At 37.9% G+C, this 25828-nt stretch carries 19 protein-coding genes and 2 pseudogenes; 7 read left to right on the top strand and 14 right to left on the bottom strand.

Annotation, left to right across the window (positions count from 1 at the left end; all coding sequences use genetic code 11):
- Positions 1 to 292: hypothetical protein (locus FOV68_RS24160; RefSeq protein WP_222104189.1), on the top strand; the 292-nt coding region annotated here is incomplete at its 5' end.
- Between the two features lie 60 nt (positions 293 to 352).
- Here the strand turns inward: FOV68_RS24160 and FOV68_RS05510 are convergent.
- The 4 genes from FOV68_RS05510 to FOV68_RS05495 all read right to left on the bottom strand — a co-directional run bounded on the left by FOV68_RS05510 (position 353) and on the right by FOV68_RS05495 (position 5864).
- Positions 353 to 2233 (bottom strand): ATP-dependent endonuclease, encoded by a 1881-nt coding sequence (locus FOV68_RS05510; protein ID WP_143990450.1) that lies wholly within the window; start codon positions 2231 to 2233, stop codon positions 353 to 355.
- Positions 2234 to 3335: 1102 nt separating this feature from the next.
- Positions 3336 to 3857 (bottom strand): hypothetical protein, encoded by a 522-nt coding sequence (locus FOV68_RS05505; protein ID WP_143990449.1) that lies wholly within the window; start codon positions 3855 to 3857, stop codon positions 3336 to 3338.
- Positions 3858 to 5240 carry an AAA family ATPase gene (locus FOV68_RS05500; RefSeq protein WP_143990448.1) on the bottom strand — a complete coding sequence of 461 codons (1383 nt, stop codon included), beginning with the start codon at positions 5238 to 5240 and terminating at the stop codon, positions 3858 to 3860.
- A 141-nt stretch (positions 5241 to 5381) separates the two neighbouring features.
- A complete protein-coding gene (locus FOV68_RS05495; RefSeq protein WP_143990447.1) occupies positions 5382 to 5864 on the bottom strand; it encodes a type VI secretion system tube protein Hcp in 483 nt (160 codons plus the stop codon).
- Positions 5865 to 5946: 82 nt separating this feature from the next.
- Here FOV68_RS05495 and FOV68_RS05490 point away from each other — a divergent pair, with 82 nt between their 5' ends.
- Positions 5947 to 6738, top strand: a complete 792-nt coding sequence (locus FOV68_RS05490; protein ID WP_143990446.1) for a DUF4225 domain-containing protein — start codon at positions 5947 to 5949, stop codon at positions 6736 to 6738.
- Here the strand turns inward: FOV68_RS05490 and FOV68_RS05485 are convergent.
- The 5 genes from FOV68_RS05485 to FOV68_RS05465 form a co-directional block, all read right to left on the bottom strand.
- The gene (locus tag FOV68_RS05485; RefSeq protein ID WP_143990445.1) at positions 6726 to 7052 is read right to left on the bottom strand and encodes a hypothetical protein; all 327 of its coding nucleotides are present in this window, start codon (positions 7050 to 7052) and stop codon (positions 6726 to 6728) included. The genes FOV68_RS05490 and FOV68_RS05485 overlap by 13 nt on opposite strands.
- Before the next feature lie 193 nt (positions 7053 to 7245).
- Positions 7246 to 7578 carry a hypothetical protein gene (locus tag FOV68_RS05480; protein WP_143990444.1) on the bottom strand — a complete coding sequence of 111 codons (333 nt, stop codon included), beginning with the start codon at positions 7576 to 7578 and terminating at the stop codon, positions 7246 to 7248.
- A 28-nt stretch (positions 7579 to 7606) separates the two neighbouring features.
- On the bottom strand, positions 7607 to 8278 hold the full coding sequence (locus FOV68_RS05475) for a DUF4755 domain-containing protein (protein ID WP_143990443.1): 672 nt from the start codon (positions 8276 to 8278) through the stop codon (positions 7607 to 7609).
- A gap of 192 nt (positions 8279 to 8470) precedes the next feature.
- Positions 8471 to 9712 carry a relaxase/mobilization nuclease domain-containing protein gene (locus tag FOV68_RS05470; protein ID WP_246379251.1) on the bottom strand — a complete coding sequence of 414 codons (1242 nt, stop codon included), beginning with the start codon at positions 9710 to 9712 and terminating at the stop codon, positions 8471 to 8473.
- Positions 9681 to 10121 carry a hypothetical protein gene (locus FOV68_RS05465; RefSeq protein WP_143990442.1) on the bottom strand — a complete coding sequence of 147 codons (441 nt, stop codon included), beginning with the start codon at positions 10119 to 10121 and terminating at the stop codon, positions 9681 to 9683. Before FOV68_RS05465 ends, FOV68_RS05470 begins: the two co-directional genes overlap by 32 nt.
- 174 nt (positions 10122 to 10295) lie before the next feature.
- Between FOV68_RS05465 and FOV68_RS05460 the strand changes: the two genes are divergently transcribed.
- Entirely contained in the window at positions 10296 to 11375 is a 1080-nt protein-coding gene (locus tag FOV68_RS05460; protein WP_143990441.1) for a hypothetical protein, read from the top strand.
- A gap of 396 nt (positions 11376 to 11771) precedes the next feature.
- Here the strand turns inward: FOV68_RS05460 and FOV68_RS05455 are convergent, their stop codons facing one another.
- The 3 genes from FOV68_RS05455 to FOV68_RS05445 form a co-directional block, all read right to left on the bottom strand.
- Entirely contained in the window at positions 11772 to 12335 is a 564-nt protein-coding gene (locus FOV68_RS05455; RefSeq protein ID WP_143990440.1) for a hypothetical protein, read from the bottom strand.
- 76 nt (positions 12336 to 12411) lie between these two features.
- Positions 12412 to 13578 (bottom strand): restriction endonuclease, encoded by a 1167-nt coding sequence (locus tag FOV68_RS05450; protein WP_143990439.1) that lies wholly within the window; start codon positions 13576 to 13578, stop codon positions 12412 to 12414.
- Positions 13579 to 13715: 137 nt separating this feature from the next.
- A complete protein-coding gene (locus FOV68_RS05445; RefSeq protein ID WP_143990438.1) occupies positions 13716 to 19229 on the bottom strand; it encodes a DUF3320 domain-containing protein in 5514 nt (1837 codons plus the stop codon).
- Positions 19230 to 20012: 783 nt separating this feature from the next.
- Here FOV68_RS05445 and FOV68_RS24295 point away from each other — a divergent pair.
- Together FOV68_RS24295 and FOV68_RS05440 are read left to right on the top strand one after the other, a co-directional pair.
- The gene (locus FOV68_RS24295) at positions 20013 to 20141 is read left to right on the top strand and encodes a hypothetical protein (RefSeq protein ID WP_004170286.1); all 129 of its coding nucleotides are present in this window, start codon (positions 20013 to 20015) and stop codon (positions 20139 to 20141) included.
- A gap of 533 nt (positions 20142 to 20674) precedes the next feature.
- The gene (locus FOV68_RS05440; RefSeq protein ID WP_222104188.1) at positions 20675 to 21394 is read left to right on the top strand and encodes a hypothetical protein; all 720 of its coding nucleotides are present in this window, start codon (positions 20675 to 20677) and stop codon (positions 21392 to 21394) included.
- A gap of 253 nt (positions 21395 to 21647) precedes the next feature.
- On the opposite strand, the pseudogene FOV68_RS24290 reads toward FOV68_RS05440, so the two are convergent.
- Positions 21648 to 21844, bottom strand: a pseudogene (locus FOV68_RS24290) (integrase); the annotation flags it as partial.
- A 53-nt stretch (positions 21845 to 21897) separates the two neighbouring features.
- Positions 21898 to 23224, bottom strand: a pseudogene (locus tag FOV68_RS05435) (sugar porter family MFS transporter).
- A gap of 452 nt (positions 23225 to 23676) precedes the next feature.
- On the opposite strand from FOV68_RS05435, the gene FOV68_RS05430 reads away from it, so the two are divergent.
- Entirely contained in the window at positions 23677 to 24471 is a 795-nt protein-coding gene (locus tag FOV68_RS05430) for a hypothetical protein (protein ID WP_143990437.1), read from the top strand.
- 17 nt (positions 24472 to 24488) lie between these two features.
- Positions 24489 to 25811: a radical SAM/SPASM domain-containing protein gene (locus FOV68_RS05425; RefSeq protein ID WP_063880370.1), complete on the top strand. Its 1323-nt coding sequence runs from the start codon at positions 24489 to 24491 to the stop codon at positions 25809 to 25811.
- Positions 25812 to 25828: the final 17 nt, after the last annotated feature.

Genomic DNA, 25828 nt, shown 5'->3' with positions numbered 1-25828 from the left:
CGGCTACTACATTAAGTACTACCTTCCACAATCTAAAACAGATCTTGCAGATCGTTTTACGATAATATCTATGCTTTCAAACGCTCTAAAATCGAGTTCTCCAAGAATCATTCAGCACCTTGGCTATGAACATGAGATCACGTTTTTTTTTCACTTTATGATTCATTATGCCATTGATAATGATGAAGAGGCGGAAAATATTTATCGTGAGGAAAGGGTAAAGTATGAGAAAGCTGTACTCCTAAATCAGGTTGTTGCTGCCAGAAGAAAGAGAAAAAAAAGGAGAATTTAAAAATTAAAAGGGCATTAAAAATTAACACCCCAGGGATATTTACAATCATCAATTTTTTGATTAAATACCAATTATTCTAATGTTATTCGTTTGATTGTTAGCTTTTGCCCAATGAGATAATTCAGAAAGGATTTGTGCGTTAAAATCAGAGTCTGGTTGATGTCCAACAGGATCGTGATCTTCTCCCTGAAAAAGCGATGAAATTAATTTTTGCACTTTAACTTTTAAAATTTCATCTGCAGAAATTCGGGTGAAAGCGGAGTAAGGCTTATCTTTTCCAAGCTCAGCCCCTCCTAAGAAACGTTCAAAATCAGGTATGCTCCAACGATGATAGACGGTATGACCATGGTTTCTGCATTTAACAATCTCTTCTCTAATTACATTATTAATAGTCCACATTCCATTGTTAGAACCATCTTTGCGATAAGGCCAATCAATATCATGAATAATGCCAAAGCTAGTTTTGAAATGGCGTAGCATTTTTATTAATGGAATTAAGACAGCTTTACCACGAGCTCTTATGATACTTACTTTCCCAGACATTTCGTGCTGCGTTTTTACAATAGCTGAAATGAAAGCTGCATGTTCAGTATCGCCCTCAACAATAATAGGATAACTACCAAAGAAAATTTCAGCAAACCCAATATCTGTCAATTGTAAAGCTTGAAGGTTATCTTTTTCAGTTGTTGAGAAATCTGCTTCATCTGCTATATATAATCGTGGAGACAATGACTTTCCATCTGCCGAACGCTGCATACGTGCAATGGTAGTATGATCTTCTAAAGGATTAATAAAATAAGGAGAATGTGTAGTTATTAATACTTGCCAGTCAGAATGTTTACCGAGAGCATAAAGGTGTGCCTGAGCAGCTCTTGCAGCCATTGGATGTAACGCATTTTCAGGTTCGTCCATTAATAGTATATACCCAGGTAATGCGGGGTCCTCAGCGTCCTCAGGAATAGTATCACCATTATTGATAGCTTCAATTTGCTGATTAAGTAGTTTTACAGTTTCGCTTTCTGAATTCTTTTTAAGCTCTTTTTTTAGCTGATCTTTTAAAGGTTTGAGAAGAGCATCTCGTTTCTCTGTTTGACGGCTAATTTCATTGTGTACTTGTAACATTGCCCAAAATAATGCTCTCCTTGCTCCAGTGCCTTGTTGCCCGATTCGAGATTTGCCAGCAGCTTCCTCAACGAGTAATCCTGAACCTTGTTTGAGTAAGTTTTCAATTTTCAGCTCTGGAGGTGTCATTTCGACATGAAGTTGTACCCCTAGACCAGGAAAAATATTTTGAAAACCATGCTGTATTTGTTGAGATATATGAGACAATCTTTGCTGATGCGGACCAGCTAATGCATTTACAGTAGCAGCTAAAGCAGCTTTATCTTTTGATATTTGTGAGTCGCAGTCACTCTCTAATGTTTTAAGCTCTTTAACAAGAGGACTCAAAGCTAACGTTAGCAAAATATCTTCTGTTGTTACAGCATCGTCTAATGATTTAATTCGCATAGGTCTTGGAAGTCGTGACTTAAATACATTATCAGCACCACCAGCTTTACCATCAGCCGCCCAGTCATTTAGTTGAGGATCCCATGTTTTCCTGGTGGATTTACCATCCTCATCCCAGAACCATGAACTCCTGACTATTCTTTTATCATCATCGACTATTTTCCACTTCTCATCTACGTTGCCCATCCCTTCAGGAATATGAACATCAAGTATGACTTCGGATATTTGATCTCCTTTAGACCAATTACACCTGTCACTATTTATATTAAATATATTAGGGTTAAATGCAAGTTCATAAGCTCTCAGTATTGTAGTTTTACCAGAGTTATTTGGCCCAACAAGACAGAGAATATCGTCGAGTTTAACACTAACACCCTCTGGCCCAATACAGCCTATGTTCTTGACGGTGATATTTAATAGCTTAGATCTCATTTCTTCTATCCTTCAAAGTTGATAAATCATATTCTTAATAAGTAAAGCTCTCAATATATACGCAAGAAACATTATGTGACAATTTTTTAGTTAGAACTGTGATAGGAGTAACGTAAATTTCAAACCTGCAATTAATTTATAGGTCCATAGTGCTAGTAGAAGATTGAAAGCAGGTTATAGAAAAGAGAATGAAACGAGGTTATTTATAAATTGATTTAGTATTGCATAAGTCAGTTATTCTTTTAATTTTGATTACTATCGGTTACATTGCTATTATTATGTTTTTGTTAGTTATTTGTTCTGCATGCGGATTGTCTCAACTCCAGTAGATAGTTCTTGATCCTTAATCATAAACAATTTAAAGAAGTTGAAAAAAGGAAAATTACCGATAAAAGATTTAATCTATATTCTCTTTAACATTAGTCGAGGATGAAGTATGGACGTTATTCATAACTATGAAAAATACAGACGCTCTTTCAAAGGATGAAAAGCTACTTTTGCTTTTACAAATGTTCATTGAGAGATTAAAAAAATCAAGTTTTGCATAGGACAAGATAATTCGCTGTATCTGGCTTTTCTGTGTCGGCTACTACATTAAGCACTACCTTCCACAATCTAAAACAGATCTCGCTAATCGTCTTACGATCATATCTGTACTATCAAACGCTCTTAAATCGAGTTCTCCAAGATTCATTCCGCACCTTAGCTATGAGCACGAGATCGCTTTGTTCCTTCGCTTTATTAATTCATTATGCCATTGATAATGAATAAGAGGCTGAGGGAGTGTATCGTGAGTAACGTGCTAAGTATGAAAAATTCTTTCTATTTAAATGTTTCTTTGCACATCTAAAAAAGAAAGGTAAGAGATTTCAGTTGAAGTTTAAATGAAATCTTCTGCGTTAAAAAAGTATCTTTGAGAATGCTATAGACACCAAATTTATTTTTAATATATTAAAAGTTTAATTGTTAAACCAAAAAGGATAAATCTGGCTTTAATAATTAATTTGCAAACTATTAATTTATTATTCGTTCGTTTTTGTTGTTTTTGCATAATATAAAGGAATTGATATTTCAAATCAATTCCTTTTATTGTTGCTGGATTCTATAGTTCATTGAATTCGCAAACGGGAATAACAATTAAACTTGTTTTCTTTAAAAGGTATTTCCTAATAACTGATGACTTACTTCTCATAACATTTTCCCTGGCCTTAGCATTAAGGCTTTTTTTCTTAGGATCGTAAAAATCCATATCTTCAGTAATGAATTTTGCTTCATCCATCTGTTCTGCAAGAGTTACTGCTGTTCTGACATACCATTTATCTCCTGAAGAGGGAAATCCATTGGTTTTTAAAGTTTTTAATATCGTTTCATGATTTTCTATTGGAATGTTCACTACATTACCTGACTCAAGTTCATAGATAAGCCAAGCATTAAACCATTCAGGGCTGACCACATTTCTCCATTCACTTTCAATTTGACTTCCTTCGTCCATGTAAATAGTTTTATTATCGAAATCGAATAATTTAAGTGTTGAGCCAGTTAAGCTGGTTTGATCCTCATTTAATTCAAGTACGGTTTCCTGATAAAACCCTTTAAAAATATTTGCATCGATTACTAAGTTCATTTAATCATTCCTTGATTTTTGATGAGAGCGAATATGACGTGCTTTAGCTAAAGCTTTAGCTTCTTCAAGTCGCTGTGGGAAAAATCCCTCGGGCCATGGATCCTTAAAATTTCCTAACTCGTCTAATTCAAGTTTTATTAATGATTTTTTATCACCAATAAAATGAGAATAATAAATAACAACATCTTCTTCTGGTATTTCTTTAAGTGCAATATATTGTTGCAAGCGAACAATCAAATGTTCGCTGTGAGTTTCAGCGATAACAACCTTATTTTCCTGGTACATATCTAGGAAGAAATTTGCAAGTTCTGCCTGTGCCTTAGGGTGTAAATGTATTTCTGGCTCTTCAACAATAAGTAATCCTCCTTCTTGCATATTATAACCAGCTGTTAAAACAGGTATTATTTGACTGTTTCCGTAACCAACATCTGCATAATTTTCATACTCTTTGGTTATAGGATGCTGTATCTTTATTTCATAATGACGGTCAGATAGGTGGTTGATTTTTAAATCAGATGCGATTCCAGCCTTATTTAACCAATTAGATATTTTATTTATAAGCTTTTTGGATTTTTTTTCTCCTTTTATTTCATCCATTGCTAATATATTTGCTGAATTCTCTCCAGTGATACCAACTTTAGAATGCCTCTCACCAGAATATAAATAGCTTCGCAACGGTGCAGAACGCATAGCGCCCAGATATTCAATACCTGTCAAATCTTTTTGTAAAGTATCAGATATATGAGTTAATGCTCTTGCAGCATGCATCGTATCCTCAAATATCAGTTTATTCAGTTTTTCATTGTTGTATAATTCATACCCAAGAGTTAAGTTGCTGGGTATGAAATTAAAGATCCTAATTTTTTTGGATATAGATGAACGTAATTCAGTAGGGATTGTTATATTATTTAATGTGTTTATAACATAATTTTCACTATCATCAGATCTCGTAATAGTTATAACGTTGTCGTTACCAACGTCTACAACAATTTCGCTTAAAACTATTTCACGAAACTTGGATCTATATTTGTATTTGAACGTGAATTCAAAGTTAGATGTATAATCTAGCTCGGCTTTCTTGAAGATTTTTGAGTAAAAAGCTGATGATTTTTCTCTTTTAACGCTTACTTTTATCTCAATCCCCTTTCTTATACTATTGCCAAATGTGATGTCTTTATAAGTCCCAAAATCCCCTAAATAACCATTAAGCAGAAGCGGGATGTTGTTATCATAACTCTGGAGAGTTTGTGAAAGAATTCTAGGGATAGCCAGTGCAGATGACTTGCCAGAGTTATTTGGTCCGACAATTAATGTTATAGGTTTTATATCCATATTAGTACTTTCAAAAGCTTTGAAATTTTTAGAAGATAAATTTGTTATCATTTAATTTACACCTTTTTGTTTATGGTGGGAAAATAATGTATTTTTATAAGAGTTACTGGTATCTTCAATATTATATTAATACTTTTTTCCATTTGATTAATGGTTTACATTAAGACTTTGAGTTACTTATCCAAATTAGAATTACAATTCTTTGTTAGATTTAATGTCCCAACCTGACTGTGTTTCAGCACCCTTGCCACCGCTTGCAGATTGCTCCCAGTACTGTGTTTTAACTTTTGATGCCTGGAACTGATATGAGACTCCTATCAGGTCACGGTTAGTAGTACCATTAAAAATCACATTGGTGATAAGAACGTCTTCAAGCGTAATGCGGCAATACTCGATTTGACTCCCTCCGGCCTTACATACCGATAGCTCTACCTTACCAATATGCTTGCCGTTAGAGACATAGCGCATTATAGCTGGAGTTGCTTTGTCTATCAGGGCCTGAATCGAGAGATCGCGGTACTGAACTTTTCCAGCACCACCTCCGCCTCCAACTGACATGTTCCCTGGCTGGTTCGCGCCCCATGTGAAAGATTCAATAGCAATCCAGCCCTTATGGTTACTGTCCGGTGATTCACCTGTAATTCCATCAATTTTTAGGAAGAGGTCTGTACTCATGACTGGTCCTTTTTCTTTCCCTGAGAAGGGTAATCTGATTAAATAAACTTAATGATACGTATAATGACATAAAGGCACAGTCATGGACTACTGGAAACCAGATCGATTCAAGGATTACTTTCTGACTATGGCTCATGCTGAGGCAAATCAGCTGCTAAGCAATGCTAATCACCTTTCTCACATCTACCTTAAAGACGGATTTAATAGGTTACAGTTCCAGGATAACGTTAAGGCTTTCGTTAATGCTCAGCTTAACGTTATCCGTTCTGGCTCCACTGATGATCAATGCCAGGAATGCATCCAGAATCTCAAAAAGGAAAATGAGTACCTTACGATTCAGGACAGAATGCTAAGAGCAGGAACAGCTGCGGTTCATGCTTCGGTGCAGTTGGTCAGGAATGGAGATTTTTGGGGCTATGTGATTAATGGCGTTGGGGTAGTGCTGAGCGGTATGCAGGTAATAGCCGGTGTATCAGTGATCGGTGCTTCCCTTGCGTCAGGGACAATCATAGGTTCTGCCTTTGGGGGAATGTTGGTTCTGCATGGACTCAACGGCTTTCAGGAGTCTGTTGAGAACCTGGTGTATGGCAAAACTGATAGTGTTGGGTTACTCAAACAGGGTTATGTAGCAACAGCTGAGTTTTTGGGGTTCGATCAGAGGGTTGGGCAGTTAGCATACAGTTCAATGGACCTGGCACTGTCTCTCTATGGCATCGTGCGTCTGGTACAAAAACCTGAGGCCTGGCGGCTCTACTATTTTCTTAATACCGACTACGTTCGCGGGATTAAGGAAATGAGCAGAAAAGAGCTATTCATTGAAGTCTATAATGACGCTTCAGCCATAAAGTCAATCTCTGACACTTACAAAGAGTGACCATGCTTTTTAATGAATCTGTAGGCTTTAAATGCAGGTTTCAAAGGTACGAATATATATAAAATAACGAAACCTGCTACAAGCGTGATCGAATACGAAACAAGGTTTTCTTGTGTACCACTGCGAATAGTATAAATGAGTCCTGCGAGAAGGATTGCTATTAATATCATTGCAACTATGAATCTTTTCTTTAACTGTGAAAGGAGCCAGGGATAAGGATAACCGTCTTTCTCAGCATGCTGACGTATCACAGAGACTTCTTTTGGCGTAAACCCCTCTTTTACAAGCATTTCTTCGATTTGCATTTTGTTCATAATAAGCGTCATTCATTTGTCTTAAGATAGTCTGATTGTAACTCAATACCTAAGCCCTATACAAACCGGAAAGACCTTTGAAAGGCTTCTGGTTTTTTATTTTTTTGAATGGTTCCCTGGTGCTAACACTTGCGCATAAAATATGTGCTTTGAAATTTCGTTGGAAAATGAGCTTGTTAATTATTGGATTCAATTAAGGTGATACTTTCCAGTTACCTTCATTTTTCGTGAATTTGAATTCAGCTACGGTTTGTTTCTCGCCCATCATTGGTAGTGTTATATCAGTATCCACTTTGCAAAGATATGTCCCTTTTGCCTCAGACTCTTTACAGGAAACCTTGTCAGCTTTGTTCAGAGTCGTGAGCATGTCTTTGCTGTTTTCACCGAACCGCTGTCTGGCTTGCTGGTTTGTGTGCTCAATGTTTTCCTGCATAGCTTTCTGGATTTCGGAAGAGGAGGGTTCGCTGTCGCAACCAGTGAGCAAAACTGACAAAGACAGGACTACAACTGTTGAAATTTTATTCATTTCTTAATCCCTTATTTGATATTGATAATTATTGTGTTGCTGTGGTTTTGTTGAGTGTCTGATCAAAAATTTCACACCACTGTTTTAATTGCATTTCCGTATCACGGATCCCGCGTTCATGGTGAAACCGGCCTTTACGGGGGTGAAATTTGATCTGCCATTCCGGGCATTCAATGTCTCTCACCTGGATAAAGAACCCTGAGTTTTCGAAATTTTTAAGGCGGGTAAGGTTGTTTTGACCTTTAGCTCCTGCCATACCGACTAAATCAAAAGCTACGATTTCACCTCCAACGGCTAAATGATATCGCCAGCCTTTGACGTCACTAAACCTGTAAGCTTTCTTGCGCTTACCTGCTTCGAGAGTTAGCAACTTCCGATTCGTATCAATGGTCATTTTGCTGTCCTGGAACTCATGGATCCACAGACCGTTGTCATTGACGTTCAGCAGGTCGATAGTCGACGCGTTTGCTCTTTTATGTGTGTATGACACATATGCCGTAAGGAGTAAGAAGAAGGCAGGTAACGTCCACATGAACAGGAACCCTGCAGTGTCCCTAGGATTTGAATCAGTCAGAATCCAGAAAATCACTACCACAACAATCCAGAATCTAATCGAACGAAAGAACGATGGTTTACTCACTTTCTGACCGCTCAAAGCCGCTGTGTCCATTTTATGCACCTTTATTTTAAAGTCGCTCATAACTAGCTGATTGGTAACTGCTTTTACGACGCATTTTTGAACGAGTTCAAAACTTAAGCAAATCACTTGTACCGATCGATGATCCTTATTTGATAGGTAATGGCTATCATATATAGATTATCGATCTGTAAAAGCGATCAATTGCTTGTGCAAATAAGAACTTAGACTGGAAAATTGCGTAGAGGCAGGAGGTTATCGAAAGGGCACTGCTGTGCGTTCAGTCACTATTTTGCTGCTGCCTGGTGGCTCAGATAACTCAGGCTCAGCTGAGAGGACTGTATGAATTGTCGAAAATGAGGATTTTTGGTGGAGAAACGTCTTACCTGCCTTTTTGAGCAGGTCTGTGAAAGCGGCCAGGTAAGGAATGCTCAGTAGCCACTCTAATACCCTTGTCATGAAGTAGTCAGCCCTACTAGGTTGCTTGCCTGACGTACTCGTTATGTTGAAAAGGGTCTGCGCTTCGGTTGTCTCTGACGCTCCAGCTCTATGATCATAAATAGGAGGAGGCGTACCTTCGGATTCTAAAGCAGCTGGTAATGACGGTGTAATAGCTACCTTAGTAACTTCTTTATCTGAATCACTCGTCTCATTACCTCCCATAGCTGAAGCTTTCAAAGCAAACAGCAGAGGATTGTCACGTTCAGGTTCGTAGCGAAGCTTCTCTTGCAGGTTGGCCCATGAGTAAGACTTTCCCAGCTGGGAAGCTTTAAAGGCGATCCCGGAGTATTCGAATGAGAAACCATTCATACGGCCCGTGGAGGAAATGTTGGGTATGGTCGTTATACCGTTCTCAGCAAGTGCTTTAACGAAGCTCGGAATGCCATTGTGAGTACTGCGGAGTGTATCTATTGTGTTCTGCAGGAAAGTTTTGGGGCTTTGCTGGCCTTCGCGCTTCTCTTTCTGTTCCTCACTTCGTGATAGCCTCTTACGCTTACTGGATGGGGAAGGGCTATGTGAAGGCGAGTGACCTTTTGTTTTAGTCAGTTCATGCGCCATCTCAAGCTCCTGAATTACTCGCGTGCTGATTAGGTTTTCATTCCTACCTAGGTAAAGCTTACCCCCAACTAAGTCGACTCTGCTGGCAATGATATGAATGTGCTGGCCGGCCTCGTCGTCATGTAAGACATAGCAGCGTAAGTGCGTCTCACTAAACCCCATGCGATTCATGTAGTCGTCAGCAAACACATCCCACTGCTTCGCTGTAAGGGATTCACCCTGTGGCAGGCGAAGCGAGTTGTGCCAAACTGGTTTTGCGACATCTTGGCGAAGATGCTTGGTGCTATCGAATTCAGCTATCAGTTCAAGGGTTGAATCACCTAACATGTTCCCGCCAATGACGATTGGATCACTTCTATGATGTGAACCAGGTTTCAGTGCATAGAAGACAACGCCAGCGAAGCTCTTACCTCTCCGAATCTTCTGCATACCTTTCATTAGGGGCACTCCATACGTCTGCTGAGATAAGGCTCTGGCGAAGCTCTATGATCTGTCTTCTTACGGCAAACAGCTCTGTATTCGTAAGCTGGCTGTCTTTACTCTTACTATCGATATGGAAAGCAATACGGTTTAATTTCTGATTGATCTCACCCAAAGTCTTCCATGTATCGATGTTTACAGGAGGTACAATCATGGGGAGCTTCTGCAAAGAAGCCATACGTAACCATTCGCCTTTTGCGTAATCTCCTCTCAATTCGTTTAGCTTGATCAATTCGGCGTTATTAAGACGGACACTAACACAATGGGTTCTGAGTGTTTCTGGAATCACGTTAGTAAGGTTTGAGGAACTTTTAATCAAAGGGACAATGCTTTTGCCTACACGAGGAATGGGTGATTTATTTTCCATATGAACTCCTTTTCATATATGAAATTGAATATTTAACTAAATTATTATTGGGTCTTTATTGGTTTGTCAAGAAGGCATTGTCATTATTACTAATTACTCGATTAAAAAAATGAGAGAATGTACTATGAGAGCTCTAAAAGTGTTTGATCCTATTCAGGTTGAGAGGTACGCAGAATGAAACATGGTATTAGAAGTTTTGAGTTTATCGATTGGGATGTTTTCCTAGCTGAAAGTAATAAAGATGTTTCCTTTACACTAGATTTTCATATTGATGCGGGGTTTAGTTTTGCTAATGCCGTTGCACATAGGAAAATACACAAGGAAAAAGCTAAGTCAGTGGTAATGGATGATTCCTTAAAAATTCCAACGGCAATTTTTGATTTCCAAGGTAAAGTGAAAATTGAATATTTAAAAATAAAAACCATAAGTATTAAATGTCTTGATTATCATTTTTCCGATATTACTGAAAAGTACATTGTTACAGTTGATTTTTCTGATGAAGAAATGAATTACGGAAAATTCCGAAAAGATTTGAGTTTGAGGTATAACGATAATGAAAGTTTAAGCAAGGATATCGTAAATAAAATATACTTTACAAGTTATTTTAAAGAAAGAGCAGAGAAAATAAAAAATGAGATAGTGTCTTTTATAGAGCTATCAGGATATTTTGCAAAATATTCACACTCATCATTAAACCTATACTTAAATGAAGAAGGCATGTATTTTAGGATTTTGCAATCAGGGGGAGGGATCCAAACGGCTGGGCATAATCCTATACACCCATTTCTTCTGCGTAAAGATAAGTTAATATCCTTAAAAGATACATATGATAAAATTCCTGTCCAATACAAAAAATATTATCAGAAAGGCATTCATTATCAATTCTTAGGCTTCTTTGATGAAAGTTTTTTATGCTTCTATAAGCTTATTGAGAACGTATTTTATTGCGAAGATTTTCTTATGTCGTTCCATCAAAAAAATGACAAATTCGGGGAGCTCAAAGGGATTCAGAAATCGCGTAAGAAGCTTGGGAATCAGAAGAAAATGACTTCATTTATTTGTGAATGGATTATTGAAGCCGACTGCTCAAGTTTAGATGAGCAAAATAAGCTTTTTGATATGTTTGAGGAACTTATCAAGATAAGGAATGAAATTGCTCATGGTAGCGATCAAAGTGAAAAGAGTAATATCGCCATAAGGCAACTTATAGCATTATCTAACTTAATGCTCAATCAAATAAATTCTATAATTTAAATTTAGAGCGTCATTTAAATTAGCAGATTGCGCATCCACTTATGTTAGGATTAAATAACTGAAGCACGTCTTTTTATCTTGATTTTTTCTTTTCAAACATAGAGCAGAAAAGCAAGGCAACTCAGAGAAGCGGAGCTTCTTTGAGTTAGCCCTTGCTTTAAGTAAAAATATTCTTTAATTGATGAACTTGACAAATATAGATTTCGGAAGTATTAAGAATATATTGGTGTTTTCTTTGGGGGTTAATATGTTTATATGTTCAATTTTTATATTATCGTTAAATATATTGGCTGTGTTCGATAGCAGTATAACTGCTTGGGTTGTAATTGTTGATATTTGGTGCGCAATAACAATTATCGTTATTGCGGCAATGAAAAGGTCTGGAAAAATTGATTTTTAATTATTCCTGCTTCTGACAATAAATTTTATAGTGTTTAATATTTCAGATATAAGGTTTTCTTTAGAGTTTTCAGGCGTTTTTTCTGTGAGTTCGCTAAGTTCACTTTTTTTGAGAGAGTTTAATGTTTCCTTAACGCGTTCCTGAATAAACTCAATTGCGCAGATAAAGAATTTTGCAGCTAAGCAGGTTAGGATAATAACCTTAAGTATCAGGAGGTCTTCCAAGTCAAATAGTGATTTAAAAAAATCAAATATTGCAGTGTTACCTAGGATATTTTTGTAAAAAGCGGAGTAAGCCACATAAGTTGCTGAAGCAGAAAGTGCCGCATCATTTAATGCCTTAATAGATTTACCTCTATGAAAATACCAAGTAGATATAATTATCCCCCCGATTATAAGTACAGAAAATAAAAGTGTATCATTCGGTTTTGTAATGAGAGATGATAGGTGAAAAGTGTCTGGGTGCTTTATGATATATTTACAAGCATAATAAGCTAATGTTAAAGTGGCGACAAAACCACAAAGATCTTTAGCTATTGATTTAAGTTCAATCTTTTTCATTCGCTTTCCTTTATAATGGAATTGTATTGATCAAAGGTGATGTTTATATATTTTAGACCTAAGAGATGGGACCAAACTAAGAAAAGTTTTCAATTATTTTTTGATTATAATCCTCAAGATAATTTTGCAGTTCATTTCTGTCAACTAAGCGAACTTTCGCTGATTCTGCAAGTTCTTTCGCCGAATTAGTGAAATATGAATTTGTAATAACCATTGCTTCGTCACATGAGTAAAATGCTTTAGCGGAGATAGCTTGTTGTACTGCTGAGTTACCAACTGAGCCAGAATAGTTTTTTGCTTGGATAACAATGTTTTTATCGAAACGAGTGACGAATAAATCTGCACCCTGATCTTGGGTTCTCTTTGTTTCTTTAACATCATATCCGAGAGTCTGGAATATTTTGACTAAAAAGTCTTCAAATTCAAATCCATTCATCGAATCTACTGAGTACATATTAACATATTTATCAGGATTGAAGTGCTCAAGACGTGTAGCCAATCTTTCGACTAAAATGTCAAAGTATATAGTTTCACAGATTGATGTATATTTTCTAACATTATCAATCGTTATTAATGGTGTGCCTGGAGTGTTTTGAGCATTCTCGTTGAAATCTAATGCAGGGAAGGTTATTTTATTGTTCCAGACAAAATATAGAAATAAAGATAGATCCGCTCGAAATGTTGTTCCTGCTTCTTCAATCCATGATTTTAAAGATTCTGTTAATGTAGGTTTGATATGCCTTTTGATCTCATTCGCAAATCCACTATATAAAGCGTTGAATGATGTGGTAAGTAAAAGCTTGTCCAAAAGCATTGGCAGCTCTTCTAACTCATCAAAACCCTTTCGAACAAGTACTTCGCGAAACAAAATAAAATCAGAGTAGGTACTTTTGTCTTCAGTGACATTATTCTCTGAACGCTTATCATGTGAAAATTTTGTCGTGTAAATGAAATTTGTGAAGTAAGGATCCTTAAACGTTGCATATTTATCTAGAACATTTTGAAGGAGGCTATTGAGTTGGGATTGCTCTTTCTTTTTCCCGAACAGGTCTTTTATAACTCCTTTTGATTGATATTGAAATTCTGGATAAAAAGAAGGGTTAAGAGGTATCATTTCTTCTGAGGTTATGGGGATGTGTGTTTTTGTACCCCATGATTTTGTCGCCGTTGGAACTCCGCCAGAGCACCATGGGCAAATAATTTCAAAAGATGTCTTACTACATGAATAACATTGATAAATCATAAAGGGTTGTCCATATTATTCGTAAAAACCGTGAGTTAACTGAGTCTTTTTATTAAGTGAGACACGAGAATAATATTCTTGTGTCTCAACTCTCTATGTATTTAGTGGCGCTTGGAGTGCAAGCCACTAAATAAGTATTATATAATATAATACATTGGTGATTTATAAATTATTTTATTATCACTTTCCATTTTTTGAATAACGGATGTGATAATTCCTTTTAAAGTACCACTTGTAGCCTTGAAGCCCATGGCCCTTGATACAGAATTGACCAACTCGTCCTGGGTAGCACCGAAGCTTTTATTGATAATCTCAATGATTCCTGCCTCCATTTCCTTATTAGATATGTTTTCCGACTTTCTTAATCCTGCTGATTTAACATTCGTTCTGTCTCTCAATGTGATTGAAAGACTATCATTGTATAAAAAGTCATCTTCCAGGCAAAATGAGGAATTTGAGGTTGTAATTTTTATTGCATCTTTAACAATGGCTTCAATACGGGCCCCTGCACGTTGTAAACCCCATGCTGACCTGACACGAGTGATGACTTCATTCACATGTATTGGGGCTTCCACAAGAACAATTTGCTCAACTATCTTAGCGAGAACGCCAACTGGGGTTTCATGAATCTGGAATCTTGTGTCAACGTCAGGAACCGCCTCAACATATGCCACAGTTTCATTGAAACTGCCTTCAATTGTCTCAAGACCAATCTCTGTGACAGTCTCTCTTTCAACTGTCACTATCTCGACAGGTACAGCTCTTGACCGAGATAGAGAAGTTTCAGAACGATTTTCGAGCTCTTTCTTAGCCGCCTGAATAGCAGAGAGAGTTTTCTGTAGTTGCTCTTCGGGGCGCTGGAACCAATCCGTGCTCCAAATCCTATGAATGATCCAACCATGGTCCTCAAGCACTGCCTGACGTAGGCGATCTCGTTCTCTTGAAGAACGGGAAGAGTGGTATGTCATACCATCGCATTCAATCCCGATAAGGTAGCGACCCGGCATATCAGGGTCGGCAATGGCTAAATCAATAAAGAAGCCTGCTATACCAACTTGAGGGTGGACCTGGAAGCCTTCTTTTTGAAGAGCATTTGCAACCTGTTCTTCGAACACACTGTCCATTGAACGGCCACTTTGTTCTGCAACTGACAAGCGTCCTGTTCTTGCATATTGCAGGAAAAGTTTAAAAGCGAAGACACCTCTACCTTTAGCTCTTTCAAGATCGATATCTTCGTCAGTGATTGAGGCATAAACTTCGCAACGCCTTTTGGCTCGACTGATAAGAACGTTCAGGCGTCTTTCACCACCCTCTGCTCCAAGAGGACCAAATCTCATTGCCATGTAGTTTTGTGGATTTCTGGCATATCCAACAGAAATGATAATGACGTCGCGTTCGTCACCCTGAATGTTTTCAAGGTTTTTTACAAAAAACGGTTCGCTTGGGTGTGCATAGAAAAAGTCCTCGAACTCAGGGTTCAACCTGCGAAGCACTTCAAGCTCGTCCTGAATACGCTTTCTCTGGGTAACAGAAAAGGTAGCAACACCTAAAGATAAATGAGGATGGCTTCTTGCATGTTCGAGAATTGCTGTTGCTACGCGTTTTGCTTCGTTTGCATTGCTTCCAGATTCGAATACGCCATCTTCAACTTTATGGAAACTTAGGCCCATACCTGCTTCTTGTGTATAGGGGCTGGGAACTATAAAAAGTTTGTTTTCATAAAACTGGCTATTTGACACAGCAATCAATGACTGGTGGCGGCTTCTGTAATGCCAGCGAAGCATTTTTTGAGGCAACCCTCTGGCAACAAAAAGTCCAAGTATGCTCTCAATGTCCGCCACTTGTGCTGACTCGTCATCATCCTGCTCATCTGCGGAACCTGTCATTTTGGCGAAGAAAGAAGTTGGAGGTAACTGACGTTCGTCTCCGACAACGACCATCTGCTTACTTCGTGCAATAGCTCCTAATGCATCTACAGGTTGGATCTGACTGGCTTCATCCATTACCAGTAAATCAAACGACTGCTTACCTGGTACTAAAAACTGGGCAACTGACAGAGGGCTCATCATCATAACTGGCTTTAAGGCCTGAATAGCTGCACCAGCTTTTGTCATGAGCTGTCGAATCGCCATATGGCCACGTTTGCGTGCCATCTCACCCCGCAGTACACCCACAGGGCCTACGCCAACTTTAGAGGGAATTGCTCTGTGGTGAGCTCTTACAACTTCAAAACTCGAAGCTTTTATTCTTCGCAGATCCATTTCAGCGAAGCTTGCTACTCTTCTTGAATGCAAATCACCATCAAAACGAGCCAGTTCTGGCTCATCTTCGACCATTACAGACAGAATTGAGTCGAAATAAGTTCTGTCAAAAGTACCCGCTAAACGTTCAGGGGAAAGAACTCCACTACTCAAATCGGAGATTAATGGATAAATACCAAATGTTCTCGCCAGCTCTACACGGTTTTGCCAGGCAACCCATTTTGAAAGTTGTTCAGAATTATCTATCCAAAGAGTAATCTTGTCATAGACTGGATTAAATAGTATTTCATGAATATTTTCATTTTTGAAAATTGATCCATAGGAAGATCTAAGCGAAGTAAACACTGATGTGAGTTTGGCAAACTGCGCTTGAATAGACTCACTCAAGCTTCGGGATTTATCAACTAAACCCTGTCTGTCATCTATTTTAGACGCTAAGATTCTTAGGTCGTTATTTAATTCAATCCATGAGTGAGATTGAAGTAACAGATCCCAGTCACTGTTTTCTTTCAACCATAATGGATACATGGTTGACTGAGCTAAATTATCGAAAGTATGAATGATATTCATTTTTTGCTGGGCGTTTGATAACAAACTCAACAATTCAATACGATCAGAAACAGAGGGTTCATTTTTGACGAAAACATCTTTATACGCGGAGTCCATAGTGCTTAGCACTTCAGACTTTACAAGAAGTGATTCTAGTGGAATGCTTTTAACGGAGTAATAGTTATCAAAAAACTCTTCTGGCGTGGCTCCTAATGAATCCCAAAGAATACGGCTTTCACCTAAAACTTCATGAGTGAGTTTTTTAAGCTGACTCACTTGATATGCTAAGGCGTCTTTGTTGGAGAGGCGACTTGCAATTATTCGGGCCTCAGAGTTGATACCACGTAAGGTACGCATCCATTCGACAAGTGATTTCAGCAATTCACTATCGCTATTCTCACCTCGCCAGTCTGAACCAAATGCAGACTGTCCAAACTCATTCAAATCAATGATGGATTTTCTCAATTTCTGTGCTTTTGTCAACAGATCGAGGTACTCAACCTGCTGAGGGATCGTCAAACCTTTATCATTTATCAATGAAAGGGTAAGCTTTTTCGACTTTCGCCATTCGCTATTAAGGAATTTAAAAGCGCCAGTGTTGTTTTCAAGGCTGTTTCGTGTGCTTTCTACATCTGTTTCCCACGCCTTTTCAACAAAGATGAGATTGATTTTTAATTTATAAATACTAAGCTGTTTAATATCTGCAACCAGACTTGCCGCTTTATCAATACCACCTTCCCAGACAGTGGCAATGAATGCTTCTGGACTCACATTTGGAGCTTGAGTAATACTTTCACCCAACTCAATGAGACTTTCAATCTCACTTAAATTCGAGAATCCGATTTTAGAACCCAACTCCTGCTGCAATCTGGAAGACTCTTTTAAGATTCTAGGTGTAAGTGTCTTCAGTTTATAGGCAGTAGTAAAAGCATTAATATTAATATCTACAGGTAATTTACGATAATCTTCTGAAAGGCTGGCGACCTCGGTGTTGAATTTGTCTGCATGTAATTCTTTTTCAAGCTTGCTGTAGAGTTCTTTAAATGAGAATCCAGTTTCAATTAACGTCTTTGTCTCATCTTTAGAAGTGGCCCATAATGGCGAACTTAATGATTCAGGTGATAAATTAGGCGCTGAGTTAATTAATTCAGCTATTAGAATGAATTCCTGTAACTCTTTTAATGAGCCTATATGATAGGCTTCATTGGTAAGTTTAGAAAGATTGATAGACTCTTCAATAGAATCTGAAAGTTCAGACTTCAGGTTCGTTAATGAGGCAGTGAGTCTTTCAACTTCACTAGGAAGTATCTCAGTTCTATCGATACCATTCCATGGGTGCGAATCAGGAATGCCAATATCACTTATCCTCTCAATTAATTCATCAATAAGTGCATGTCTTTTGGCGAAATCGTCGTTACTCCATGATTCATAACCGCTAAGCTTATAATCATTAGGATCAAAACCTGATTGTCTGAGACGTACCAGTTGCGCCATAACCTTGTATGGCGTTAAGCCAGATGGCATGTACGTTTTATGAATTCTTGCCGGGTGATTGTTGAGGATATCTCGGCTTTCTGTGAGATTATTGACTAATGTATCTGGAAATTCTCCCCGAGGTGAACCGAGTTCCCAGACTCGCTTCAGTTCTTCAAGGAATGCTCTTTTGTTGGTTTTATTGCTATGTAGCTCTAAACAAGCATCTCCAACACCCGCCTGATCAAGTCTGCGCTTAACTACTTCAAGGGCCGCCATCTTTTCAGCTACAAACAATACTTTTTTACCGTCTGCTACAGCTGAAGCTATGATGTTTGCGATTGTCTGAGATTTACCAGTTCCTGGAGGACCCTGAATAACCAAGCTTTTACCATTACGTACTTCGTGAATGGCAAGAGTCTGTGAGCTATCACTGTCCAAAATATGAAGCATTTCTCGTGGGGGGATGACTGAGTCAATTACAATGTCGTCAGAGATTAACTCTCCACCAGAGAAGCCTGTTTCTAAAAGACACTTTATTGATTCCTGATCTGTGATCTTTGAATCTGAAGGCCAGTTATCAGGATCTAAATCTGTATACATCATAAATTTAGCGTAGGAGAACAGACCTAGATTGACTTCATTTTCTAATACTTCCCAGCTTTCTTTCAATGATACAGCTTGTTTTATCTCTGCGAAGTAATTCGTTAAAGAAAAATCTTCATCGATACTCAGGGGAGGTAGGGTGATTTGGTGAACACGGCTGAGGAATGTCTCAAGCGACAGGTTGCTAATGATGTCCTCATCCCTGACTTTAATTTTAAAGCGTTCTCCTGCTTTAGCTCGCATTAATTCAATTGGCAACAATAAAAGAGGGGCATGCCGTATGTTTGCTTTGTTATTAGGATCTATCCATTTAAGCGATCCTAGCGATAGAAACAGGATGTTTACGCCTTGTTCTTCTTCAAGGGTCTTTGAGTCATAATATAAATCTAATAACTTTTTTTGTAATGTCTTTGGCGTGAGCTTGGTCTGGAGTTTTGTATCATTGTGGTTGGTTTCGGAGTCATCTAAGAAAATAATATCTTCGGACTCTGAGTCTGTCTCATTGTTCTCATTGCTTTCATCTGTTTTTTTATCTTCTCGACCATGAAGAAAAGTGAACGGCTTGCCTTCTTCAAAAAGCATCTTGAACAAAATGTCAGATCTTTCATTAACTACTTCCAAAAATTTTGTAGTCTTTGATTTTGGTATGTTAAGTAAACGATTTCTAGCTGTCAGATCGAGTAACTCTGCTCGCGACTTTTCAAGTTTCTGGCTGAGTGACAGATTGGAGTTTTTGTAAAGCGAGCCTTCAATTTCGTCCATTACGCATAACCTTGAATTGAAAATTTATCAGTTAATCAGTGAGTTATGCTAATAGCTTTAAATCACTGCAATTTTTCTGTACATATTAGAATGTTTCAGCGTGAAAATTAAGAATTTTCTAATTAATATTGGTTGTTATTTTTTACTTCTTAAAAATCATGTGCTTAAATAAGGCCGTTAAAGCCATAGCTAAGGTGAAAGGAGTTTGATATAAGTAAGATTGATGCTTTGGTGCTTTAAAGGTCAGAAAATAGGTAGCCCAGTTGCAGGTAATTTATACCCACACAGCATAACGTTGTGAAAAAGGTTTGGTTGGGCTTAGAAAATTTTAAGCCTAATGTAGGTACAGGTACATTATTAGGTAATCTATTGAATGCTTTAGGTGGCTACCAAGAACTGGTTTCCAGATATAACTAAAGTTAATCTGCACAAGCACTTGATTTTATTATAGAATTATGATTGGTGACTTTTAAATACTGTTAATAGTGCTTGAAGCGATTTACGTATGACTCCAGTAATGTTTATTCACTACTCAGATTATGTGTCTAAACCCGGCTGGATTCGAGTGTAACCCTCCAGCCAAGCAATACGACACTCAGAAAGTATCTCGGTCAGAACGAGATTTAGCATTAGTTGTATCTATGTTCATCTTGCTATGAACTCTTAAAAATTAGACCTTGATCAAATCCCTATCAGTTTGTCAAAAGATCTCTTGATATAGCCAACTATTGATCATATTTTGAACAGAAGGGTTCCTTTTCAAACATTCACAGGAGAATTTCTATGGCACTTAAGCCTGGTCCGAAACGAATTGCTGATTCAACAGGACAACCTGATCAGCGTCAACGTGATAACAAAAAAACTCCGGGAAATAACCCAAAGGTAAAACCTAGTAAAAATTCCAAACCTTAGTAATTTCTAACTAGTAACAATTAAAAGCCTTGCGGGGCTTTTTTTGTTTAAAGTATAATAAAAATTTAGATGATTATGTGGATTTTTTTAACAAAGGCCTAACTTATTATTTATCGATGAAGGTTATGTTCTTTTCTTAGATTGATTTTTTCCTTCAGGAGTGAGTTATGCCTACGAATATGTAAATGTAGTGGTCCGAAAGAAATCGTTAAAATCAACTTTGTTATCGCATTGAATCCAGTTATCTTAGTGGTTTAATAAAAATACTCTTCCTGAAAAATATTTTGGTAATCTTCCTGGAGGCCTTTCCCAGTATATGAGTATCCAGATTTTTATTTTTTTAGCTGAGGTGGCAGCACACAACTTTCACGTTTTGTCGTCAGTTAAGCCATAAAGATTGCATTTCAAAATTCCACAAGAAGAGGTGGTTGCTTATTGACCTTTAGTTAACCATATAAATAATATTTTATATCGATTTTGGTTTTTTAAATAATAAAATTATCGTTAATTTTTAGATGCAAGGCTTAAAATAAGTGAAAACTATTAAAGCAATTCAGGTTTATAAAAGTGATGATGAGTTACAAAACCTTCTAAATGCTTGGATTAATGCCATCATACGTTATACCTCAACTAATGAGTACGATAACCCATGGTGGTATAATGAAAGGGCTTCGCTAAGTGTTTTGGCTGGAGCCGCATGGACGCTGAAAAATTGGCTCGCTTTGGAAGAGTTTTCTACGATGAAGCGTTACCGCACTCTTGTACCTGGGGTTGATAGCGGGTATCTGCGCCATGGTCGTTGTGATTTGTTTGTTCAGTCCCCAAACAGTAGTTTTGCAATTGAAGCAAAGCAAACTGTGCAGTCTATTGGGTCTCGTTCCGATGGCAATACTTATATTGCTCGTGCGATGCGAAGGGCTTGGGAGGATTCTGGAGACTTGAGTAAAAAGGAAGCGTATCGTCGATTTGCTGTAACATTTATTGTTCCCTATATACCAGTAAATGAAGTTCTTAACGAAGAGGTTGGTGATACTGAGGTATGTCCTGAAAAAGTAGAGAAAGCTGTCAACGATTGGTTAAGCGGCCATCATATTTTTTCTGAGAACTCTATGAAAAATGCTAACTATGCTTATGTTTTCCCTAAATTAGGTAATCACAATTACTCGCTTAATAGGAAGCACTATCCTGGTATAATGGTTTTTTTTGAAGAACGCTTCCGTGCACATCGCCAAAAAAATTCAAATGATCAGTAATTCTTCTGAGTCTTTATCTTGCATGATATAAGATTATTTTATTTTAACACTAATATATAAAATATTAGTGTTTTTAACAATACACTGAATTTTAACTGCCTAGTATTAAAGATGTTTTAAGGGGGGTATTTCAATAGAACACATAAAATGATAATGAAATATGAAGCTAATCAGAATGTTCGAATCATTAGGGGTAGGCCCATTTTAACCCAAGTGATTTTAGGAATTAATGCATAGCTTTTTTAGAAAAGTTTTAGGGCGTTAGCGTTCTCACCCTACAGGCTTCCAGATAGTCAGCCCACCATTGCAACATGAGTTTCGCTCTTCTAAATATTCTGGTTTATGGATGTAAGCTTCCCAAACGCTATTGCGCTCTTGATGGCTTATTTGTCTCTCTACAGGGTGTCTTAACCAAAGTTCGGATTCAATTAATGCACTACGAGCCATGGTTCAATGCAAAAAAAGCCAGTCACTATTTACTGGCTTTTATTAAAAAATGAAATTTATTGACCTAAATCACGTAGCTTCTTGCCAGACATAAGATTCTTTTCGATATGCTTAAGAGTGACTCCTTTGGTTTCGGGAATCAGGAGAAAAGTTATCACGATAAAGATCAGGTTGAAGCCGGTATACAGCCAGAACGTTCCTGCAGGCTCAATACTTCCCAGAAGTGACAGGAAGGTTGCTCCGAATATCATGTTGGCAACCCAGTTAGTAGTCGTTGAGCAGGTAATCCCGAAGTCCCAGCATTTCAGAGGCTGTATCCCTGAACACAGTATCCAGACCACCGGGGCAGCACTCATGGCATAGCCACCTATACACAACATTGTCATACCCACTGACACCCATGACAGACCGGAACTGATATTTTCATGACCCGCTTTCATGAGGCAGTAGCCCAGAACCATAGTGGCGAATGCCATTACACTGAATCCAATTTTAAGGATTGGCTTCCTTCCCGTTTTATCAACGGTGAAGACCGCAATGAAGTTAGCAAACATGAAGGTCAGGCCAACTACTATGGTTGCAACCATCTGCTCCTGTGTGCTCTGGAAACCAGCCATTTGAAAATCTGAGGAGCGTAATACATGATGATGTTCATACCCGTGAACTGTTGCATGCCCTGCAGCAACATACCAAGGTAGACGGCGCGTCTCACATTCCTGTTTTGCCTGAACAGAAAAAACCCCCCTTGCTTCATACGAAGGCTTTCCCTTATCTCGTTCAGTTCCTGTCTGGCTTTCTCTGAGGTATCACGAAGCATTCGCAGAACTTCTTCCGCCTCAACATGCAGACCTTTTGAAGCCAGCCAGCGGGGGCTGTTGGGCAGGAAAATAACCATGACGAAAAGTACAACTGCTGGTATAGCGAGAACACCCAGCATTGCCCGCCAGTTGCCACTGTAACTGAATGCTGTATCCGAAAGGAAAGCTACGACAATACCAAAGGTGATCATGAGCTGGTAAAGACTAATCATTTTTCCACGTACATTCTCTGTTGCCATCTCTGACAGGTAGAGAGGGGCGGTATAGGAGGCGATACCAACGGCCAGTCCGAGTAAAACCCTGAATGTAAGCAGAGCTTCAACACTTATGGCGAAGGCTGATCCAAGGGAACCCATTATGAAGAGTATGGCTCCCGCCATAAGGCTGTACTTTTTTCCCAGTCTATGTGAAACCCAGCCGTTACAGATTGCTCCAATCGCGGCTACCAGAGTGGCAGGGCACTTGAGATAATACCTATATCAAGTCCAAGGAGAAGCCCAGCGAGAGCTGCTGTTATGGATACAAAAAGACATTCATTGTTTTGACTGGACAACACATCTCGTATGAGACGGCATGATGTGAATTTTCACTCGCATGTGAGCAATAATCTGGAAACTTCATTCAAATACAGAAACGAAATTCTTGATTACTAAAACATGTATAATTAGCATGATAAATATATTTTTTTGAATTATTAGCAAAATATAGAGGAGTATTAAGATTTTAATAAATGTAACTTATTAATATGGAAAACCTATTTAGCTAATAAATAAAAATAAAATTTGTAGTTGAAAATTCTGTTTAATGGTGGAGTGTCCATACATAAATAGTGATTTTTTTTATAGTCCAGAGCTAATGCAAAGTTTTACACGCAACATAAAATTAACAAAATTACATACTAACCTCCTATTCTGAAACATTTCTGATGAATATAACTTCACAAAAGTAGTGTTAGGTTGATTTTAACCTTTCACGTTACTGATGAGTTAGCTTCTTGGAATTCCATGGAGGTGAGTAGTGAGTGAACACATCATTAATAATGATCCAGCATATTGTAAGCAAGCTAAGTATGGGTGTTCTGTAGGGATTTTTTGCACGGTCAGTAGTAATGAGCTATTGCTGGCTTTTAAAACACTATCTTTTGCAGCACGCTCTGAATTTGTTTCTAACATTCTTATTTTGATCACTGATAATGGAAACATAAATCAAAATTTTGCCTCTTTGGAATTATTAGAGCGTTTTTCGCATAAGTTCGAAATTAAATGTGGGAACTATGGTTCTGGTTATGAAACTTCGATCCGAGATGGGGGTTATGATCAGATATCAGCTCGCAATGCTGCCTTAGACATTTTGTACAAAAAAGATGTTGATTGGGTTATGCAACATGATGCGGATGATGTTTATGATCTTTCTTTTTATGAGAGAATCTGCACAGATTATGCTGAACACCAAGCCATAATGACTGAATGCTATACATTGAATTCTAGATCGTCTTATATTGTAAATTCAAAAATGTACAAAGACATGTATGGCAAGAAGCTAATTAATCCACACATAAGAGTCTGGAAGAAAGAGTTAAACCTTAAATTCAGCAAATCCAAATTAGTTTCAGATAAGTATGCGAATGAAACAAGACATTGTGGTGTTGAATTTCCCGATGGAATGAAATTAATCTTAATCAAGAAACCATCTCACTACCACTTGCATCGACTTCTTAATAAAAGGCACTCAAATTTTCTTGATAAAGGAAATACGCAAGAAATAAAGTTAGAAGAAGAACTTAAAGAGAAATTAAAAACTATATTACTTTAGATAGAGTGAGGTGAGTTATGAGTTCATCAGAGCATAAAGTATTGAATACACCCATGTATCACTTTGAAGGAGATGATGGGCTTATATACTCTCATCTGCCTTTAAGAGGTATAGCTTTTAAAAGTAGTAAGGCTTCTTTACCATTAATTGAAAAGCTTGCAAATCATGTTAATCTGGATGCTGAAGAAATAAATCATCCGATAATAAAAAAACTGTCCAAGTGGAATGTTATTGGAGAACACATTAAGCAATTACCTGTAATAGAAGATCTTGAGGAATTTAAACCGTTTGAGGCCACTTTGCTACTCACTGAAACATGTAATCTGGCTTGTAGCTATTGTTATGCCAGGGCCACAGGTGAGAAGAGTGAAGCAATGAGCAAAGAAATAGCTAAAAAGGCTGTAGACATTGCTATTGAGAATGCAAAATCAATCCATAGTCACACCGCAGAGTTCAGGTACCTTGGAGGTGGAGAACCTACTACGGAATGGGAATTGATTGTATGGATAAATAATTACATAAAGTATAAAGCTGACGAGGCTGGTGTTAATACTTATATCAGGTTAATAACTAATGGAGTCTTAATCAATGACGAAAAGGCAAAGTGGCTCAAAAAAAATATCGACTTTGTAACTTTATCATTTGATGTATTACCCGATCTTCAACTGAACCGTCCTTTCCCTAATGGAAAAAGTTCACAAAAAGCGCTACTTAGAACAAGCGAATTATTAACTAAGCATGGTGTTCCTTATCATTTCAGGACGACTCTATCTAGCGAATCAACAGGACGGTTAGTCGAAATGGTCGAATATATTAGGGACTATACCTCTGCCAAGGAAGTTCGCATGGAACCAATGGCTGAGATTGGCCGAGCGACTGATAGTGAACTTTCAAAGCCCAAACAACAAGAGTTCATAGATCAATTTAAAAAAGCATATTTTTTAGCTAAAGAAAATGGCATCAATGTCACAAACAAGCTAATGGGTAACGTTGATCGCAGGGGGGGCCGTTTTTGTAATGTAGAGTTCGCTGTTACTCCCAAAGGTGAAGTCGCAGGTTGTCATAGATATAGTCGAAGCGAAAATGAAGGTTATGACCTGTTCCATGTTGGGACATTCAAAGACAATGACTTTAAGTTTGATGTGAAAAAAGTTAATTCTTTAAGGCAAATTAATAATACTTCATTTAGTGATTGTTCTAAATGTTTTGCCAGATGGAGTTGTGCCTCAGGATGCTTGTCTGCACGTTACGATAAGAATGGCATAGCCGAGCATGGCCCGATATGTCATATCACCAGGGAATTGCTAAAATTTGGAGTACAGCAGTCTCTGGCGGAATGATGTGTGAGTAGTGTTTT

Origin of the sequence: Pantoea sp. paga (assembly GCF_007558755.1) — a bacterium.
GTDB classification, from domain to species: domain Bacteria; phylum Pseudomonadota; class Gammaproteobacteria; order Enterobacterales; family Enterobacteriaceae; genus Pantoea; species Pantoea agglomerans.
The sequence above is the reverse complement of the archived record's forward strand: the minus strand, read 5'-3'. Positions and strand labels throughout refer to the sequence as shown.